This window comes from Burkholderia sp. ABCPW 11, assembly GCF_001523445.1.
Classification (GTDB): Bacteria; Pseudomonadota; Gammaproteobacteria; order Burkholderiales; family Burkholderiaceae; genus Burkholderia.
Map to the genome: position 1 here is coordinate 225,678 of NZ_LOVM01000093.1, position 17,891 is coordinate 243,568.

Here is a 17,891-nt window from a genome sequence, read left to right on the forward strand (position 1 = left end):
GGCGCCGATTCGTCTGTCAGCTGCCGCGATAGGTGCTGTACGACCACGGCGACACGAGCAGCGGCACGTGGTAGTGCGAGCCGGTGTCGGCGATGCCGAAGCGCAGGACGACGCGGTCGACGAAGCGGGGTACGGGCACCTTCACGCCGAGCGCCGCGAAGTAGTCGCCGGCATGGAACACAAGTTCGTATTCGCCGGCGGCGAGCGCGGCGCCTTCGAGCAGCGGTTCGTCGCAGCGGCCGTCGCTATTGGTCAGCACGGTCTTGATCGCGCGGCGCGAATCGCCGTCCAGCGCGTAGAGGTCCACCTTGATGGCGGCGCCGGGGCGACCGTGCGCCGTATCGAGTACGTGGGTAGTGAGCTTTCCCATTCGTTGTTCCTTGTGTGAATGCGAGGTTCGGCGGCGACTCGATCCATTGACCGTGCGGCGGATCGAGGCTCCACGTCACGTGGCTACATACCCGTCGGCGAGATTGAAGCGAGCGCCGTGCAGGCATTGTAAAAAGGTTCCCCGCGCAAATACGGGCGCGATATCGAAGATAATGCGCCGCGCATGAGCGGCTGTCGACGGCACGCCGGAGCGGCTTCGAGCGCGGATTTCGGGCACCCGTCGGGGCACCCCTCGGGCGCTCGGCGGGGCGTCGGGCGGCGTACCATACCGAATCCCTGAAGGGCGGTATTCCGGATCGCGTATTGTGCGCGGCGCGCGCTTGGGCGATCCTCCCGCCGTGCGCGTCGGCCCGTGGCCGGCGCGTACCCCGAAGACGGCGAGCACGCCGGGTAACCGGGCCAGGGCGTTCGAACGGACGCAGGCACCGGGCGTGCCGCGATTCAGCGTTCGAACGGCTGTGTGACCGCCTCCAGGGCAGCCCCTGGAGGCAGACCGACGCGGAGAACGCATGAATTTCGAGCAGCACGCCGGCGCACGCGCGCCGAACTCCTTTTCATCCCGCCCGACGACCCTGCTGGTCAAGCACGCCGACGTGCTCGTGACCATGGACGATACGCGCCGCGAGCTGCGCGACGCGGGGCTCTACATCGAAGACAACCGGATCGTCGCGGTCGGCCCGACCGCCGAGCTGCCCGACACGGCCGACGAAGTGCTCGACCTGCGCGGCCACCTCGTGATCCCGGGGCTCGTGAATACGCACCACCACATGTACCAGAGCCTCACGCGCGCGGTGCCGGCCGCGCAGAACGCCGAACTGTTCGGCTGGCTCACGAACCTGTACCGGATCTGGGCGCACCTGACGCCCGAGATGATCGAGGTGTCGACGCTCACCGCGATGGCCGAGCTGCTGCAGTCGGGCTGCACGACGTCGAGCGACCATCTGTACATCTACCCGAACGGTAGCCGCCTCGACGACAGCATCGGCGCCGCGCAGCGGATCGGCATGCGTTTTCATGCGAGCCGCGGCGCGATGAGCGTCGGCCAGCGCGACGGCGGATTGCCGCCCGATTCGGTCGTCGAGCGCGAACCCGACATCCTGCGCGACGCGCAGCGCCTGATCGAGACCTATCACGACGAAGGCCGCTACGCGATGCTGCGCGTGGTGGTCGCGCCGTGCTCGCCGTTCTCGGTGAGCCGCGACCTGATGCGCGATGCGGCCGTGCTCGCGCGCGAGTACGGTGTGTCGCTGCATACGCACCTCGCGGAAAACGTCAACGACATCGCGTACAGCCGCGAGAAGTTCGGGATGACGCCCGCCGAATATGCGGAAGATCTCGGCTGGGTCGGCCATGACGTGTGGCATGCGCACTGCGTGCAGCTCGACGAGGCGGGCATCGGCCTGTTCGCGCGTACCGGCACGGGCGTCGCGCACTGCCCATGTTCGAACATGCGGCTGGCGTCCGGCATCGCGCCGGTGAAGAAGATGCGGCTCGCGGGCGTGCCGGTCGGCCTCGGCGTCGACGGTTCCGCATCGAACGACGGCGCGCAGATGGTGGCGGAAGTGCGCCAGGCGCTGCTGCTGCAGCGGGTCGGCTTCGGGCCCGATGCGATGACCGCGCGCGAAGCGCTCGAGATCGCGACGCTCGGCGGCGCGAAGGTGTTGAACCGCGACGACATCGGCGCACTGAAACCCGGCATGGCCGCGGACTTCGCCGCGTTCGACCTGCGTCAGCCGCTGTTCGCGGGCGCGCTGCACGATCCGGTCGCGGCGCTCGTGTTCTGTGCGCCGTCGCAGACGGCGTACACGGTGGTGAACGGCAAGGTGGTGGTGCGGGAAGGGCGGCTCGCGACGCTCGATCTGCCGCCCGTGATCGAGCGTCACAACGTGCTTGCGCAGGCGCTGGTGGAAGCGTCGCGTTGACGCGTCGGCGGGGCGGTGGCGCCGCACGCTACGCAGCGGCCGCGCGGCCGTTGCGGCCGTGACCCGCCGCGCCGCGCACCGGGCCGCCGCGTAACGGTGCGACGGGCGCGCACTGCGCGCCGTATGCGATTACGCCTCGATCAGCGTGCGGGTGGCTTCTGCGACGAGGCTGCGCAGCCAGCGCACTTCGTCGGAGTAATGGCAGCGCTCGTGCCACAGCTGGTAGTACTGCATCGGCGGGAAGTCGAGCGGCGCGGGCACGACCGACAGCGGCAGGAACTTCGCGTAGTGATCGGCGAACAGCCGCGTGGTCGTGAAGATCAGGTCCGACTTCACGAGGACGTAAGGCGCGAGATTGAAGTACGGCAGCGTGACGACCACATGACGCTTGAGCCGTTCGCGCGCGAGATGCACGTCGATCGCACCGCGCTGGCCGACCGAGTACGGCGTCGGCGCGAGATGCGGCGCGTTCAGGTATTGGTCGAGCGTGAGCCCGCCGCGCTTCGCGAACGGGTGCGTGTTGCTCATCAGGCAGACGATTTCGTCGACGAACAGGTTCGACAGGTGCAGTTGCTCGGGCGGCTCGGGCCAGTTGCCGACGACGATGTCGAGCTTGCCGTCCTCCAGCGCGAGCTCGTAGTCGAACGCGGGGCCGAGCGAGTGGAACTCGAGCGTCGCGTTCGGCGCGGCCTGACGGAAGCGTTCGACGACCGTCGGCACGAACAGCACGTTCAGGTAATCGGGACAGCCGATCCGGTAGCAGCGGATCGACGTGGCCGGATCGAAATTGTGCTGCTGGAACTTGATGCGCTCGATTTCACGCAGCGCGTTCTGCACGGGCTCGAGCAGGCGCAGCCCGTATTCGGTCGGCACCATGCCGGATTTGCCGCGCACCAGCAGCGGATCGCCGGTGATGTCGCGCAGGCGCCGCAGCGCGGCGCTGATCGCCGGTTGCGACTGGTTCAGTTTGACGGCCGCGCGCGTGACGCTGCGCTCCATCAACAAGGTGTGCAAGACGCGCAAGAGGTACGTGTCGATCGCCTCGCGTTGCTGACTCATGTTATCTCCGGTTTATATGGCTGGGCTGATCGAGGGGGTGGTCGGGTATATCGTTTTTAATATGAACGAAAATCAGCGTCAAGAGATGGATACCCGCGGATGCCCGCCGGCCAGGCCGCGACGACGGACCTGAACGGGGTGGAACGCGGGGCGCGCGGCGCCGCGCGAATCCGGATTGCGCGAATCCGAAGCGCGGCGCGCGGGAGGTGGCGGGTGCGTCAGTCGTCGAGGCGCATGCCGACCTTCAGCGTGACCTGCCAGTGCACGACCTGGTCGCCTTCGATGTGGCCGCGCGTTTCGGTCACCTGGAACCAGTGCAGGTTGTGCAACGTCTTGCCGGCTTTCGAGATCGCGTTGCGGATCGCGTCGTCGCTCGATTGCCGCGACGAACCGGTCAGCTCGATCATCTTGTATACGTGGTCGCTCATGATGCGCTCCCTGGGACGTTCGTATGATGGGCCGGTGCAAGGCGCGGTCCCGAAGCGGTTCTGCTACGGTTCCGCAACGGTCCCATGCGTGCCCGGCTTCTTGAGTGATAGGTATGATGGGCGGCAAGTGCAACCCATATCGGAGACGAGGAACATCGTGGAAGTCGGATTTTGCGGACCGGGATTGATGGGCGCGCCGATGATTCGGCATCTGCTGGCGGCCGGGCATGGCGTCGGCGTGTGGAATCGCTCGCGCGACAAGGCCGACGCGCTGGTTAAGGACGGCGCGCAGGTGGTCGGCACGCCGCGCGAGCTGGCCGAACGCGTCGAGACGGTATTCGTGTGCGTGCTCGACGGCCGGGCGGTCGGCGACGTCGTGTTCGGCGAGCACGGGCTGCTTTCCGGGGACGCGAGCACGCGCCGCCTGCAGCGCATCGTCGATCATTCGAGCATTCCGCCGGCCGCCACGCGCGACTACGCGGCGCGTGCGGCCGCACTCGGAGTCGGCTGGGTCGATGCGCCGGTGTCCGGCGGCGTGCCGGGCGCGCAGGCCGGCACGCTCGCGGTGATGGCCGGCGGCCGCACGGCCGATCTCGATGCGGTGCGCCCGCTGATCGATACGTATGCGTCGCGCATCACGCACATGGGCGACGCCGGCGCGGGCCAGACGGCGAAGCTGTGCAACCAGGCGATCGTCACCGCGACGGTCACCGCGATCGCCGAGGCGGTCGGCCTGGCGCAGGCGAGCGGCATCGACGCCGCGCGTCTGGCCGAGGCGCTGGCCGGCGGGTGGGCCGATTCGGTGCTGCTGCAGACGTTCGTGCCGCGCATGACGTCGGGCGGCCATCCACCGATCGGTGCACTGAGTACGTTTCAGAAGGATGTCGATGCCATCGCGGACGCCGCGCGCGACACGGGCGCGGTGATGCCCGTGTCGGCCACCGTGCAGCAGGTGCTGAGGCTCGGCGCTGCGCAGGGGCTCGCCGGGGCCGATTTCGCCGCGTTCATCGACATCGTGCGTCCGAACAACGGTCGCCGGCAGGCGTCGTGAGCGGCAAGCGGGGCGCGTGAATGGCAAATGGGCCGCCCGGAGGCGGCCCATCGAATGACTGGCGGCTCAGCCGAGCGAGCGGGGTGTCGTGTCGCCCGCGTTCTGGCGGCCGAGGCCGCCACGCAGGCTGGCTTTCGTGCCTGCACCAAACTCGGGCAGGATGCGCGCACGCGCACGGCTTGCAAAGACGAGGAAGCCGAAGCCGTTCGCTTCGTACCAGTATCCGCCGTTCTCGAGGCCGTCGAGCGGCTGCTCGAGCGCGTTGGCGATCGATTCGATGCAGCGCTTGCGCAGTTCGGCGATGGCCGGATAGGGCGGCTGCGCGCCGCGTACGCTGCACAGGAGCACGTCGAGGCCGGGCAGCACGTGCGCATAGAGGACGGGCTCGTCCTGCGCGCGGGCGCGGGCAATCTTGGTGTCGAGCTGGGCAAACGGTTTCGAGTGGCGCAAGACCGCGAGGAACGACTCCTGGCCATCCTGCGGCGCACGCCGACGTTTTTTCGGGAAGGACATAAACACTCGCCTCAAAAACAATTGCAAGAAATGCGGCACTTTCATGCGACCCACTCCCGGCTATGTACGCCGCATGTCGATCCTTTATAGCACACGAAAATGCTGCATTCGTGCAGTACGACGATCAATGTCTCCCGTCGACCTGCTCGCCATGATCGACACAGCCAGCGTCTTGGCGCCCGTACTGTCGTTTAGTCTCCATCATAGACCTGCTTTTCCCGCGCGTGCATTCGCTCGTCACAAAAAAATGAGATAGGCCGCATGCGGCGGTGCATCGCGTGCGCAATAAAAAGGCCCGCACGAGGCGGGCCTGGCGGGCGGAGCGCGTGACGATCAGCGCTGCTTGAGCGAATCGCGGATCTCGCGCAGCAGCACGGTGTCTTCCGGCGTCTCGGCCGGCGCGGCTTCTTCCGGCTTGCGCAGCTTGTTGATGAATTTCACCATCAGGAAAATGATGAACGCAAGGATCACGAAATTGATCGCCACGGTAATGAACGAGCCGTAGCCGAATGCGGCGACGCCCGCGGCCTGCAGATCCTTGAACGAATCGGGATTACCCTTGAACGACGGGGGGATGGTGCCGAGCAGAACGAACTTGTTCGAGAAATCCAGGCCGCCGGTCAGCACGCCGATGACCGGCATGATGAGGTCCTTCACGACCGAGTCGACGATCTTCGAGAACGCGCCGCCGATGATCACGCCGACGGCGAGATCCATCACGTTGCCCTTGACGGCGAACTCCTTGAATTCCTTGATGATGCTCATGAGCGGCTTTCTCCTGGTTGGGGGCGAGGGAGGCGTGCCGCGACGCGCTGGATTGCTTTGCGTCGAATGAGGGTCGGTGGCACGCCGATGGCCGCATGATAGCGAACGTGCCCCATTGCCGGTAGTCCATCTTGAAATGATTGACAAATCCGCGGGTCGGCGCGGCCGGTCATGCAGCGGGGCCTAGCGTGCGTGCCGGGTGTCGACACGCGAGTCGACGCCCGGTGCGCGGGTGCTCAGGTGTTGTCGTCGGTCCAGCCGTCGTCGTTGCTGCCGAGGTCCATCCCGCCGCCGCCGCTGCCGTCGCTCCAGTTCGAATCGTCGCCGCGGCCGAGATCGAAGCCCGGGTCGGATTCGTGCCGGCGGTGCTCGCCGTCGACGATCACGTCGCGTTCGACCACGCGATCGCGGCCGCCGGACATCGCTTCGCCGAGCAGCACGCCGGTCAGCAGCCCGCCCATTCCACCGCCGAAACCGCCGCCTTGCTGGATCACGACGGGTGGCTGCTGTTGCGGATACGGTTGCTGCGGCGGGTAGGGCTGTTGCTGATACGGCTGGCCCTGGGCGCCCGTCATGCGGTCGGCTTCCTGCGCGTACACGGAACCGCTGCCGTTCGTCGGCGCTGCGGGTTGCGCGGCCGGGTCGGGGCGGCCTTCGACGCGCGCCTTCACGCTGGCGTGACGCTGTTCGAGTTCGTCGACGCGATACGGCGGCACCGGATTCTTGCCGTTCGACAGCGTTTCGACGAGCGTGCGCGCGTCGTTCTCGATCGCTTCGAGTTCGCCGGTCAGCGCCGCGGCGCCGGGCGCCGTCGACAGTTTCGCATCGAGCTTCAGCGGCCGGATGTCGTTCAGCACGTCGGTCGCGCGCTTGAGCTGCGTGCGGCGTTCGTCGTCGGCGCGGCCGTTGTCGGCCGTGCGTGCGCGCCGCAGCGTCCAGCGCAGCACCAGCGCGATCACGGCGACGATCAGCCCGAGGCCGATCCACATGCCGGTCGACGGGCCGTGCTTGTCGGCCGGTGCGACGGCGGGGGCGAGCCCCGGCTGCAGCGTGCCGGCCTGCGTGGCCGACGGCGTGTTGCCGCTCACGCGCGCGGCGTCGGCGCGAATGCGCGACTCCGTCTGCGCGAAACGCGACGCGTCGGTGAAGCGCAACTGCGGATCGAGCGATTTCGCGCGCTGCAGTTGCGCGAGCGCGTCGGATGCGCGGCCTTCGCGGTCCAGCACCTGCGCATACAGGTAGCGCGCGTGCGCGTTGTTCGGATGGGCGTCGATGACTTGCGACAGCTGCGTGTCGGCGCGTTGCCAGTCGCGCTGCGCGATCGATTGCTCGACCTGCTGCAACGACGGGACCGCAAACGCGGCAGACGACAGCAACATCAGCGACAGGCCGAGTGCGGCGAGGGATTTCTTCATGGTCGAACCGGGCGCAGGCGCCCGTCTCCTGACGATCGGTGCGCGCCGCGCACCCGTGCCGGGGCGCGGCGCGGTTGCCCGCGCGGCGGTTACTGCGCGGGCGTATCGAGCTGCTTCTTCAGCGCGGCGAGGCGATCCTCGACCGACGGGCCCTTGTTCAACGCGGCGAGCTTGTCGTCGAGCGCCTTGCCGCTCGACGTGTCGGCCGAATTGAGGCGTGCATCCGAGCGTGCGTTCTGCAGTGCGACCTTGTCCTCGAGCTTCTGGAAGTCCTCGGACAGGTTCTTGCCGCCGATACCGCCCAGCGCGCTGGCGGCCACGTCCTTCGCCTGCGCGATTTCCTGCTTGGCCTGCAGGATGTTCGAGCGCGCATTCAGGTCGTTGCGGCGCTGACGCATGTCGGCGATCTGCCCCTTCAGCTTCTCGACCGACGGCTCGAGCGTCGTCAGCTCCGCCGCGAGCGCATCGCGCTCGGCTTCCGCATTCGACTGGGCGGCGAGCGCCTCGCGGGCGAGCGCTTCGTCGCCGCTCTGCAATGCACGCTTCGCGCCGTCCTCGTACTTCTTCACCTTGTCGTCGGCCGCATCGCGCTTGCTGCGTTGGGTCGCGACCTGTGCCTCGATCTCGATCAGCGAATTCTCGGCACGGCCGATGCTGTCGTCGAGCTCCCGCACGATCTGCCGTGCGTCGCGCGACGGATCCTGTACCGAATCGGCCGCATCGTTCAGCAGACCTTTGATCGTGCGCGAAATAGAGTCGAAAAGCGACATGAAATCCTCCGTGGTTGAAAGGCGCCGCGCGACCGCGGCAGTGCCCGCCGCGAGCCGGTTTGGGCCCGCGTGAGCCGGCGGATATTACACCACCGGTTCACTTAAATACGGCTTAAACGCGCGAGTTCAAGCGGCTCGCGCATCGGGACGCCAAACCTTTCGCAACTGAAAGAAAATCGCCCGCGCATGCCGCATTGCGTGTCCATCATAGGCCGAGGATGCCGACAATACGTTCCGGAAATCACGGCATTGCGGGAATTTTTACAAAAAATCGCGAAGGCCCCCGGTCGATTTCATTAAAATGCGCTGTCACGTCGCGGGAACGGATCGCCGCGCGGCGGGGTCTGTCGACGTGACAGCCGCATCTCGATGCACCCACTCTGATTCATCCGCTTGCATTTCCGCATGCGTCCGAGGGCGCGATGTACGCCCGCCATTCCGACATGCCAATTATCAAACGACCGCCTTCTTCTTCCGACAGGAACGAACCCCACTACACGCTGCGCCGTTCGCCGTCCGGAGCCTATTACCCCGATGACGACGATCGCGACGACGGCCGCCGCGCGCAGCAGCGCAGCGGAGGTGGCGCAGGGCGCCGCCGCACGTTCGGCTCGCGCGTCGCGCTGTGGTTCGTCGGCCTGTTCGCGACACTGGCGGTCGTCGGCGCGCTGATCGTCGGCTACGCGCTGGTCGTGATGGCGCCGCAACTGCCGTCGCTCGATGCGCTGACCAACTACCAGCCGAAGGTGCCGCTGCGCGTGTTCACCGCCGATCACGTGCTGATCGGCGAGTTCGGCGAGGAGCGCCGCAGCCTCGTGCGCTTCCAGGACATTCCCGACGTGATGAAGAAGGCCGTGCTCGCGATCGAGGACTACCGCTTCTACGAGCACGGCGGCGTCGATTTCCTCGGCATCCTGCGCGCGGGCGTGGCCGACCTGATGCACGGCGGCGCGCGCCAGGGCGCGAGCACGATCACGATGCAGGTCGCGCGCAACTTCTTCCTGTCGAGCGAGAAGACTTATACGCGCAAGATCTACGAAATGCTGCTCGCGTACAAGATCGAGAAGGCCCTGACGAAGGACCAGATTCTCGAGCTGTACATGAACCAGATCTATCTCGGTCAGCGTTCGTACGGCTTCGCGGCTGCGGCCCGCGTGTACTTCGGCAAGGACCTGAAGGACATCACGCTCGCGGAAGCGGCGATGCTCGCGGGGCTGCCGAAGGCGCCGTCCGCGTACAACCCGGTCGTCAATCCGAAGCGCGCGAAGGTGCGTCAGGAATACATCCTGAAGCGTATGCTCGACATCGGCTACATCACGCAACCGCAGTACGACGAAGCGATCAAGGAAGAGATCCACGTGCGCACGCCGGGCAACCAGTACGCGGTGCACGGCGAGTACGTCGCCGAGATGGTGCGGCAGATGATGTACGAGCAATACAAGGACGAAACCTACACGCGCGGGCTGACCGTCACGACGACGATCAACTCGGCCGACCAGGAGGCCGCGTATCAGGCCGTGCGCCGCGGCATTCTCGACTACGAGCGCCGTCACGGCTATCGCGGCCCCGAAGCGTCGATCAACCTGCCGCCGGCCGGCGACGAGCGCGACGAGGCGATCGACGACGCGCTCGCCGATCACCCGGACAACGGCGACCTGCAGTCGGCGGTCGTGCTGTCCGCCTCGCCGAACGCGGTCGAGGTGCAGTTCGTCGGCGGAGCGACCACGACGATCGGACCGGCCGGGCTGCGCTTCGTAGCGGCCGCGCTCGGGGCCCGCGCGAACAACACGCTGCGCATCAAGCCGGGCTCGGTCGTGCGCGTGCTGAAGGACGGCAAGACGGGCTGGCAGGTCGTGCAGTTGCCGCAGGTCGAAGGCGCGCTCGTCGCGATCGCGCCGCAGGACGGCGCGATCCGCTCGCTCGTCGGCGGCTTCGACTTCAACAAGAGCAAGTTCAACCACGTGACGCAGGCATGGCGGCAGCCGGGCTCGTCGTTCAAGCCGTTCATCTATTCGGCGTCGCTGGACAAGGGGCTCGGGCCGGCGACGATGATCAACGACGCGCCGCTGTACTTCCCGCCGAGCGTGCCGGGCGGCACCGCATGGGAGCCGAAGGACGACGACCAGCCCGACGGCCCGATGACGATGCGCACCGGCCTGCAGCGTTCGAAGAACCTGGTGTCGATCCGGATCCTCGCGTCGATCGGCACGCAGTATGCGCAGCAGTACGTGACGCAGCGCTTCGGCTTCGATCCGGCGAAGACGCCGCCTTACCTGCCGATGGCGCTCGGCGCGGGCCTCGTGACGCCGCTGCAGCTCGCGACCGGCTACGCGGTGTTCGCGAACGGCGGTTACAAGGTCGATCCGTACCTGATCGCCGAAGTCGACGACGCGCGCGGCCAGCCGTTGCAGAAGTCGCAGCCGGTGGTCGCGGGCGGTACGGCGCCGCGCACGATCGAAGGCCGCAACGCGTACGTGATGAACAGCCTGCTGCATTCGGTCGCGACGGCCGGCACGGGCGCGGGTACCAACGCGCTGGGCCGCAACGACCTGCAGGGCAAGACGGGTACCACGAACGACGCGAAGGACGGCTGGTTCGCCGGCTATCAGCAGTCGCTCGTCGCGGTCGCGTGGATGGGCTTCGACCAGCCGAAGAGCCTCGGTAGCCGCGAATTCGGCGCGCAGCTCGCGTTGCCGATCTGGGTGAACTACATGCGCACCGCGCTGAACGGCGTGCCCGAGCAGCAGATGCCGATGCCGGACGGCCTGACCACGATCGACGGCGAGCTGTACTACGCCGATCGCACGCCCGGTAACGGCTTCGTCGCGAACGTCGACATCAACCCGGCCGAGAACGCGATCAGCGCGAACGACGCACTGGGTTCGGCCGGCGCGGCAGGGCTCGCGCCGCCGCCCGTCACGCCGCAGGAGAAGCAGCAGATCATGGACATGTTCGAGAACAAGTAAGCGGTACGCTGTTCTTCACCCATGCGACGGGCGCCTTCGGGCGCCCGTTTTTTTACGCGGCCGGCACCGGAAGACGGTGTATCAGAACGACGCGCAGGCCGGCACGACGGTCATGCCGACCGATTGCTGGTGAAATCGCCTGACGTACGCTTGCCGGATCGCGGCGAGCCGCGTACGCGTGTCGGGCGTATCGTCGGCGATGATACGGATCACGAAGCTGTCTTCGCGCGTGACCCCGCCGGTCCAGCGGTCGCGCCACTGGCCGTGCGTGTCCCAGTAGGTGAGGCCGTCGGGGAAGCGCGGCGTGACCGTGTCGGCGAGGAATGCCGCACGTTCGGAATCGGTGACGGGGCCGCGCCCGGCAATGTCGCGTCCGAACAGCAGGTCGGCCTGCAGCATGCGGCTTTCGCCCGGTTGCGTGCAGGACGCGGGTTGCGCGCGGGAGGTGGACGAGGGCGGCGCCGCGCAACCGGCGAGCAGCGCGAGCGCCGCCGCGCATGCAGCCAGCCGCCGCATCTGCCCATTTCGTGACGATCGACCTTCGCGCGCGCAAAACGCTGCATGCTCAACCACTTGCGTGCGTGTCCGGCGGGTTATCAACAGGGCTGTCAACATAATCTGGGGATAACCCTGAGTTGGCCGGCGCGCGATCAGTGTTGCAGTTGCGCGTGCGCGAGATGCATGCCGAGCGTGGCGGGATCGGTATTCGTGCCCGACAGCAGCACGCCGACGCGCTTGCCCTGCAGCGTTTCGCGCAGCGGGCCGAGCAGCGCGGCGAGGGCGGCCGCGCAGGCCGGCTCGACCGACAGCTTCAGGTGCGAGAACAGGAACAGCATCGCGGCGCGCAGCGCGTCGTCGGATACGGTGACGATGCGCTCGAGGTGGCGCCGGCACAACTGGTAGCTGTATTCCTCGGTATGCGGCGCCATCAGCGAATCGGCGATCGTCTGCATCGCGCTCATCTTGATCGTGTGATTGGCCGCGAAGCTGCGGCTCATCGCATCGGCGCCTTCCGGCTCGACGCCGTACACGTGCACGCGCGGATTCGCGAGCCGCAGCGCGGTCGCCGTGCCGGCCGCGAGACCGCCGCCGCCGATCGGCACGATCACCGCGTCGAGGTCCGGCGTTTGCGTCGCCCATTCGTAGCCGAGCGTCGCGGTGCCGAGGATCGTGTGATAGCCGTTGAACGGATGAATGAAGAAGCGCCCTTCCTCGGCCTCGATGCGCCGCACGAGATCGAACGCCTGCGACGCGCTGCCCGCCAGCACGACTTCCGCGCGGTACTGCTTGCATTGCGCGATGCGCGTCGGGCTCGCGGTATGGAACATCACGACCTTCGCGCTGCTGCCGAGCCGCATCGCCGCATATGCGACGGCCGCTGCATGATTGCCGGCCGACACGCAGGTGACGCCGGCGTTCTTGCGGCCTTCGTCGAGCGCGAGCAGGTGCGTGAACGCGCCGCGCGCCTTGAAGCTGCCGCTCGCCTGCAGCAGTTCGAACTTGAAGTTGACGTGCGTGCCTTCGAGGGAAGGCAGGTCGGCGCGTTCGAACACGGGCGTGCGCGCGACCCAGGGCGACAACGCGAAATGCTGCGCGGCGATTTCGTCGAGCGTCGGAATCGGCTCGCCGTCGATCGTCGTATGGGCGGTGCCTTGCTGTTCAGTCGACATGACGTGGCGGGTGGCGGAGTGGACCGGCCCGCACACGCGGGCCGGCGTGGCGGGAGGCAGTCAGTGCGCGTCGACCGACATGCTGCGGATGAACTTGCGCAGGAACTGCTCGCAGCCGGCGAGCTGCGCGAGCTCGACATATTCGTTCGGCTTGTGCGCCTGCTCGATGTTGCCGGGCCCGCACACGACGCTCGGGATGCCCGCGCGTTCGAACAGGCCGGCCTCGGTGCCGTACGCGACCTTGCGCTTGTCCTGGTCGGCCGTCAGCGCGCGCACGAGCTGCGTGATCGCGGCCTGTTCGGTCGCGTCGAGGCCGGGCGCCGCGGCGATCTTCGAGAACTCGATCGCGGCGTTCGGATGTTCGCGAAGCATCTGCGGCAACAGCGTTTCCTGCGCATACGTTTCGATGCGCGTGAAGATCTGCTCGGGATCGAGCGTCGGCAGGTTGCGGAATTCGAAGTCGAAGCGGCACTCGGCCGGCACTGTGTTGATCGCGTTGCCGCCCTGGATCGTGCTCGTCTGCGCGGTGGTGAACGGCACGTCGTACAGTTCGTCGAACGGGCCTTCGGCGCGAAAGCGCTCGGCGATGTCGCGGATGTGGCAGATGAGGCGCGCCGCATACTCGATCGCGTTGAGCCCCTTCGGCGTCAGCGACGAATGCGCCGCATGGCCGCGCACGCAGCAGCGGTATGCGTTGATGCCCTTGTGCGCGATGATCGGCCGCATGCTGGTCGGCTCGCCGACGATGCAGCCGGACGGCTGCACGCCACGCTTCACCAGATCGGCGATCATCAGCGGCGCGCCCGCACAGCCGATTTCCTCGTCGTAGGACAGCGCGAAATGGATCGGCTTCGCGAGCTTCGTCGCCTGCATCTCGGGCAGCAGCGCGAGCGCCGCGCCGATGAAGCCCTTCATGTCGCAGGTGCCGCGGCCGTACAGGCGGCCATCGCGGATTTCCGGCGCGAACGGGTTGCTGTCCCATTGCTGGCCGTCGACCGGCACGACGTCGGTGTGGCCCGACAGCACGATGCCGCCGTTGGTCGAGCCGTCGTGCGCGGGCACGGTGGCAAACAGGTTCGCCCAGCCTTCGCGCGGATCGTGCGTGATCGTCGACGCGATGCCCTTCGCGGCGAGCGCGTCGCGTACCGTTTCGATCAGGCCGAGGTTCGGCACGCGGCTCGTCGTGTCCATCGACACGAGCTGCTTGACCCAGGGCAGGCTGACGAGCGATGCGTCGCCTTCGGTTGCGGCGGACGGTGCCGTCGCGTCGAGAGTGGACATGGCAAAACTCCGTCTGATGAATGGGAAATCATACTCAAAAACGCGCCGGCCCGCCTTCGTCGGGCGCGATGCGGTGCAGCAACGTCGCGCCCGTCGGGATCGCGTCAACGGGCCGCGACGGCCGCCCCCTGTTTCGGGCCGAGCGCGCGCAGCGTTTCCTTGATCGTCGACACGCGGATCGCGAGGTCGGGCGAGCGCGTCTCGATGCGCAGCTTGTCCTGGCCCGCGAGCTTGATGTGGCGATGCTTCTGCACCATCTCGATGATGCGCATCGGATCGATCGGCGGATTCGGCTCGAACTGCAGCCCGATCGCGGCCTCGCTCGCGTCGATCTTCACGATGCCGAGCGGCTTCGCGGCGATCCGCAGCCGGTGCGTCTCGACGAGCGCGTGCGCCTGCGGCGGCAGCTTGCCGAAGCGGTCGATCAGTTCCTCCTGGATGCCGTCGATCGCGTCGCCGTGCTCGCAGTTCGCGAGCCGCTTGTACAGCGACAGCCGCTCCTGTACGTCCGCGCAGTAGTCGGCCGGCAGGATCGCGGGCGCGTGCAGGTTGATTTCGGTCGTCGCGGCGAGCGGGGCGGTGAGGTCGGGTTCCTTGCCGTTCTTCAGCGCCTTCACCGCGTCGTTCAGCATGTCCGTATAGAGCTGGAAGCCGATCTCGTGGATTTCGCCCGACTGCTTGTCGCCGAGCACTTCGCCGGTGCCGCGGATCTCGAGGTCGTGCATCGCGAGATAGAAGCCCGAGCCCAGTTCCTCCATCTGCTGGATCGCTTCCAGCCGGCGCTGCGCCTGCTTGGTCAGCGCCTGCGGATCGTGGACCAGCAGGTACGCATACGCCTGATGGTGCGAACGGCCGACGCGGCCGCGCAGCTGGTGAAGCTGTGCGAGGCCGAACTTGTCCGCGCGGTGCATGATGATCGTATTCGCGCTCGGTACGTCGATGCCGGTCTCGATGATGGTCGTGCACAGCAGCACGTTCGCGCGCTGCGCGACGAAGTCGCGCATCACGCGTTCGAGTTCGCGTTCGTGCATCTGGCCGTGCGCGATCACGATGCGCGCCTCTGGCACGAGCGCCTCGAGCATCGCCTTGCGGTTCTCGATCGTCTCGACTTCGTTGTGCAGGAAGTACACCTGGCCGCCGCGCTTCAGCTCGCGCAGCATCGCTTCGCGGATCACGCTTTCTTCCTCGCGACGCACGAAGGTCTTGATCGCGAGCCGCTTCTGCGGCGCGGTCGCGATCACCGAGAAATCGCGCAGCCCTTCGAGCGCCATCCCGAGCGTGCGCGGAATCGGCGTCGCGGTGAGCGTCAGCACGTCGACTTCCGCGCGCAGCGCCTTCAGCGCTTCCTTCTGGCGCACGCCGAAGCGGTGTTCCTCGTCGATGATCACGAGGCCGAGGCGCTTGAACTGCACGTCCGACGACAGCAGCTTGTGCGTGCCGATCACGATGTCCACGCTGCCTTCGTTGATCTGCGCGATCGCCGCGTTCACTTCCTTCGCGGTCTTGAAGCGCGACAGCTCGACGATCCGCACCGGCCAGTCCGCGAAGCGGTCGGCGAAGGTCTGCGTGTGCTGCTCGGCGAGCAGCGTGGTCGGCGACAGCAGCGCGACCTGCTTGCCGCCCAGCACCGCGATGAACGCCGCACGCAGCGCGACCTCGGTCTTGCCGAAGCCGACGTCGCCGCACACGAGGCGATCCATCGGCTTGCCGCTCGTCATGTCGCCGATCACGGCCGCGATCGCCGCGGCCTGGTCGGGGGTTTCCTCGAAGCCGAAGCTTTCCGCGAATTTCACGTAGTCGCGCGGATCGAGCGAGAACGCGTGGCCTTCGCGGGCCGCGCGGCGCGCGTACAGGTTCAGCAGCTCGGCGGCCGTATCGCGGATCTGCTGCGCGGCCTTGCGTTTCGCGCGCTCCCACTGGCCGGAGCCGAGCGCGTGCAGCGGCGCGCTGTCGGGATCGGCGCCGCTGTAGCGCGAGATCACGTGCAGTTGCGCGACGGGCACGTAGAGCTTGCTGTCGCCCGAGTATTCGAGATGCAGGAATTCGGTCTCGCCTTCGCCGAGATCCATCGACACGAGGCCCATGTAGCGGCCGATGCCGTGCTGCGCATGGACGACCGGGTCGCCGACCTTCAGTTCCGACAGGTCGCGCACCATCGCGTCGACGTTGCTCGCCTGTTCCTGCCGGCGGCGGCCCGCGCGGCGGCCGAGCGCGCCGTACAGCTCGGTCTCGGTGACGATCGCATAGCCTTCGGCGGGCACCGCGAAGCCGGTCGCGAGCGGCGCGACGCCGAGCGCGAAGCGTTCGTCGCTCGCGAGCCAGCCCGCGAAGTGGTCGTTCGACGCGGGGCGCAGGTGGTGCTCCGCGAGCAGTTGCAGGATCGTCTCGCGCCGGCCGGCCGATTCGACCGTCAGCAGCACGCGCTTGCCCGACGATTCGACGAACGTGCGCAGCGATGCGAGCGGATCGTCGGCATGGCGGTCGACGGTGAGTTCGGGCAGCGCGGTCGCCCAGCCGCCGGCCGGCTGCGCGGGCAGCACGATGCGCGCGAACGGCTTCGCGAACGCGAAGAAATCCTCGTCGGACAGGAACAGCCGCTGCGGCTCGAGGATCGGCCGCTCGCGATCGTGCGCGAGGAACGCGTGACGCTGCTTCGTATCGGCCGTGAAGCGGCGGATCGATGCGTCGAGATCGCCGGCGAACACGAGATGCGCGTCCTGCGGCAGGTAGTGGAACAGCGTGGCCGTCTCGTCGAAGAAGAGCGGCAGGTAATACTCGATGCCGGCCGACGGCACGCCGTTGCCGATGTCCTTGTAGATCGGCGCGCGGCTCGGGTCGCCTTCGAAGGTTTCGCGCCAGCGGCTGCGGAAGGCCGTGCGCGCGGCTTCGTCGAACGGGAACTCGCGGCCGGGCAGCAGGCGCACGTCGCGCACCGGGTAGAGGCTGCGCTGCGTGTCGGGATCGAACGCGCGGATCGAATCGACCTGGTCGTCGAACAGGTCGATCCGGTACGGCAGCGGCGAGCCCATCGGGAACAGGTCGATCAGCGAGCCGCGCACGCAGTATTCGCCGGGGCGCACGACCTGGCTCACGTGCTCGTAGCCGGCCAGCGTGAGCTGCGCCTTCAGCTTCGCCTCGTCGAGTCGCTCGCCCTGCGCGAACGCGAAGGTGTACGCGGCCATGAACGACGCCGGCGGCATCCGGTACAGCGCGGTCGTGGCGGGCACGAGCAGGATGTCGCAGCGGCCCTCGCCGAGGTCGTGCAGCGTCGCGAGCCGCTCGGACACGAGGTCCTGGTGCGGCGAGAAGGTGTCGTACGGCAGCGTTTCCCAGTCGGGCAGCAGGCGCACGCGCGCATCGGGCGAGAAGTAGGGGATTTCCTGCGACAGCCGCTGCGCGTCGACCGCGTTCGCGCAGATCACCGCGAGCAGCGGCACGTCCGGACGGTTGTCGGCGAGATAACGGGCGATGGCGAGCGCGTCGGCGGAGCCGTGCGCGCCGTCGAAGGCGAAACGCTGGCCGGGCTTGACGCGGGCAACGGGTGAAGCGGACGGGGTGGAAGCGTTATCTGGCATAGGGACGACAGGGGTGGCGTGCACGGGCGCATCGCGGTGCGCCGGTCGAGACGAAAGACCTATTATAAAATCCGCTTCTCGATTTC

At 67.5% G+C, this 17,891-nt stretch carries 14 protein-coding genes; 3 read left to right on the forward strand and 11 right to left on the reverse strand.

Going from position 1 to position 17,891, the window contains the following annotated elements:
* Nucleotides 1-16: 16 nt before the first annotated feature.
* Entirely contained in the window at nt 17-370 is a 354-nt protein-coding gene (gene uraH / locus WS61_RS30040) for a hydroxyisourate hydrolase (RefSeq protein WP_059505964.1), read from the reverse strand.
* Nucleotides 371-899: 529 nt separating this feature from the next.
* Between uraH and WS61_RS30045 the strand changes: the two genes are divergently transcribed.
* Nucleotides 900-2,312, forward strand: a complete 1,413-nt coding sequence (locus tag WS61_RS30045) for an 8-oxoguanine deaminase (RefSeq protein ID WP_059505966.1) — start codon at nt 900-902, stop codon at nt 2,310-2,312.
* A gap of 129 nt (nt 2,313-2,441) precedes the next feature.
* On the opposite strand, the gene WS61_RS30050 is transcribed toward WS61_RS30045, so the two are convergent.
* Entirely contained in the window at nt 2,442-3,371 is a 930-nt protein-coding gene (locus WS61_RS30050; RefSeq protein WP_006762467.1) for a LysR substrate-binding domain-containing protein, read from the reverse strand.
* 218 nt (nt 3,372-3,589) lie between these two features.
* Nucleotides 3,590-3,799, reverse strand: coding sequence for a dodecin (locus WS61_RS30055; RefSeq protein ID WP_059505968.1), 210 nt, complete (start codon nt 3,797-3,799; stop codon nt 3,590-3,592).
* A gap of 157 nt (nt 3,800-3,956) precedes the next feature.
* Here WS61_RS30055 and WS61_RS30060 point away from each other — a divergent pair, with 157 nt between their 5' ends.
* The gene (locus WS61_RS30060; protein WP_059505970.1) at nt 3,957-4,850 is read left to right on the forward strand and encodes an NAD(P)-dependent oxidoreductase; all 894 of its coding nucleotides are present in this window, start codon (nt 3,957-3,959) and stop codon (nt 4,848-4,850) included.
* A gap of 66 nt (nt 4,851-4,916) precedes the next feature.
* Here the strand turns inward: WS61_RS30060 and WS61_RS30065 are convergent, their stop codons facing one another.
* From WS61_RS30065 to WS61_RS30080, 4 genes are all read right to left on the reverse strand, one after another.
* A complete protein-coding gene (locus tag WS61_RS30065; protein ID WP_006488003.1) occupies nt 4,917-5,363 on the reverse strand; it encodes a hypothetical protein in 447 nt (148 codons plus the stop codon).
* A 333-nt stretch (nt 5,364-5,696) separates the two neighbouring features.
* Nucleotides 5,697-6,128: a large conductance mechanosensitive channel protein MscL gene (gene mscL / locus WS61_RS30070; protein ID WP_059505972.1), complete on the reverse strand. Its 432-nt coding sequence runs from the start codon at nt 6,126-6,128 to the stop codon at nt 5,697-5,699.
* 236 nt (nt 6,129-6,364) lie between these two features.
* Nucleotides 6,365-7,543 carry a lipopolysaccharide assembly protein LapB gene (locus WS61_RS30075; protein WP_059505974.1) on the reverse strand — a complete coding sequence of 393 codons (1,179 nt, stop codon included), beginning with the start codon at nt 7,541-7,543 and terminating at the stop codon, nt 6,365-6,367.
* Nucleotides 7,544-7,632: 89 nt separating this feature from the next.
* A complete protein-coding gene (locus tag WS61_RS30080) occupies nt 7,633-8,313 on the reverse strand; it encodes a PspA/IM30 family protein (RefSeq protein WP_059505976.1) in 681 nt (226 codons plus the stop codon).
* Between the two features lie 443 nt (nt 8,314-8,756).
* Between WS61_RS30080 and WS61_RS30085 the strand changes: the two genes are divergently transcribed.
* Nucleotides 8,757-11,279 carry a penicillin-binding protein 1A gene (locus WS61_RS30085; RefSeq protein ID WP_059506105.1) on the forward strand — a complete coding sequence of 841 codons (2,523 nt, stop codon included), beginning with the start codon at nt 8,757-8,759 and terminating at the stop codon, nt 11,277-11,279.
* An 81-nt stretch (nt 11,280-11,360) separates the two neighbouring features.
* On the opposite strand, the gene WS61_RS30090 is transcribed toward WS61_RS30085, so the two are convergent.
* The 4 genes from WS61_RS30090 to mfd all read right to left on the reverse strand — a co-directional run bounded on the left by WS61_RS30090 (nt 11,361) and on the right by mfd (nt 17,805).
* Nucleotides 11,361-11,795: a DUF3574 domain-containing protein gene (locus WS61_RS30090; protein ID WP_059505978.1), complete on the reverse strand. Its 435-nt coding sequence runs from the start codon at nt 11,793-11,795 to the stop codon at nt 11,361-11,363.
* Nucleotides 11,796-11,929: 134 nt separating this feature from the next.
* Nucleotides 11,930-12,949, reverse strand: coding sequence for a threonine/serine dehydratase (locus tag WS61_RS30095; RefSeq protein ID WP_059505980.1), 1,020 nt, complete (start codon nt 12,947-12,949; stop codon nt 11,930-11,932).
* A gap of 60 nt (nt 12,950-13,009) precedes the next feature.
* Nucleotides 13,010-14,230 (reverse strand): acetylornithine deacetylase, encoded by a 1,221-nt coding sequence (argE, locus tag WS61_RS30100; RefSeq protein WP_059505983.1) that lies wholly within the window; start codon nt 14,228-14,230, stop codon nt 13,010-13,012.
* A gap of 104 nt (nt 14,231-14,334) precedes the next feature.
* Nucleotides 14,335-17,805, reverse strand: coding sequence for a transcription-repair coupling factor (gene mfd, locus WS61_RS30105; protein ID WP_059505985.1), 3,471 nt, complete (start codon nt 17,803-17,805; stop codon nt 14,335-14,337).
* Nucleotides 17,806-17,891: the final 86 nt, after the last annotated feature.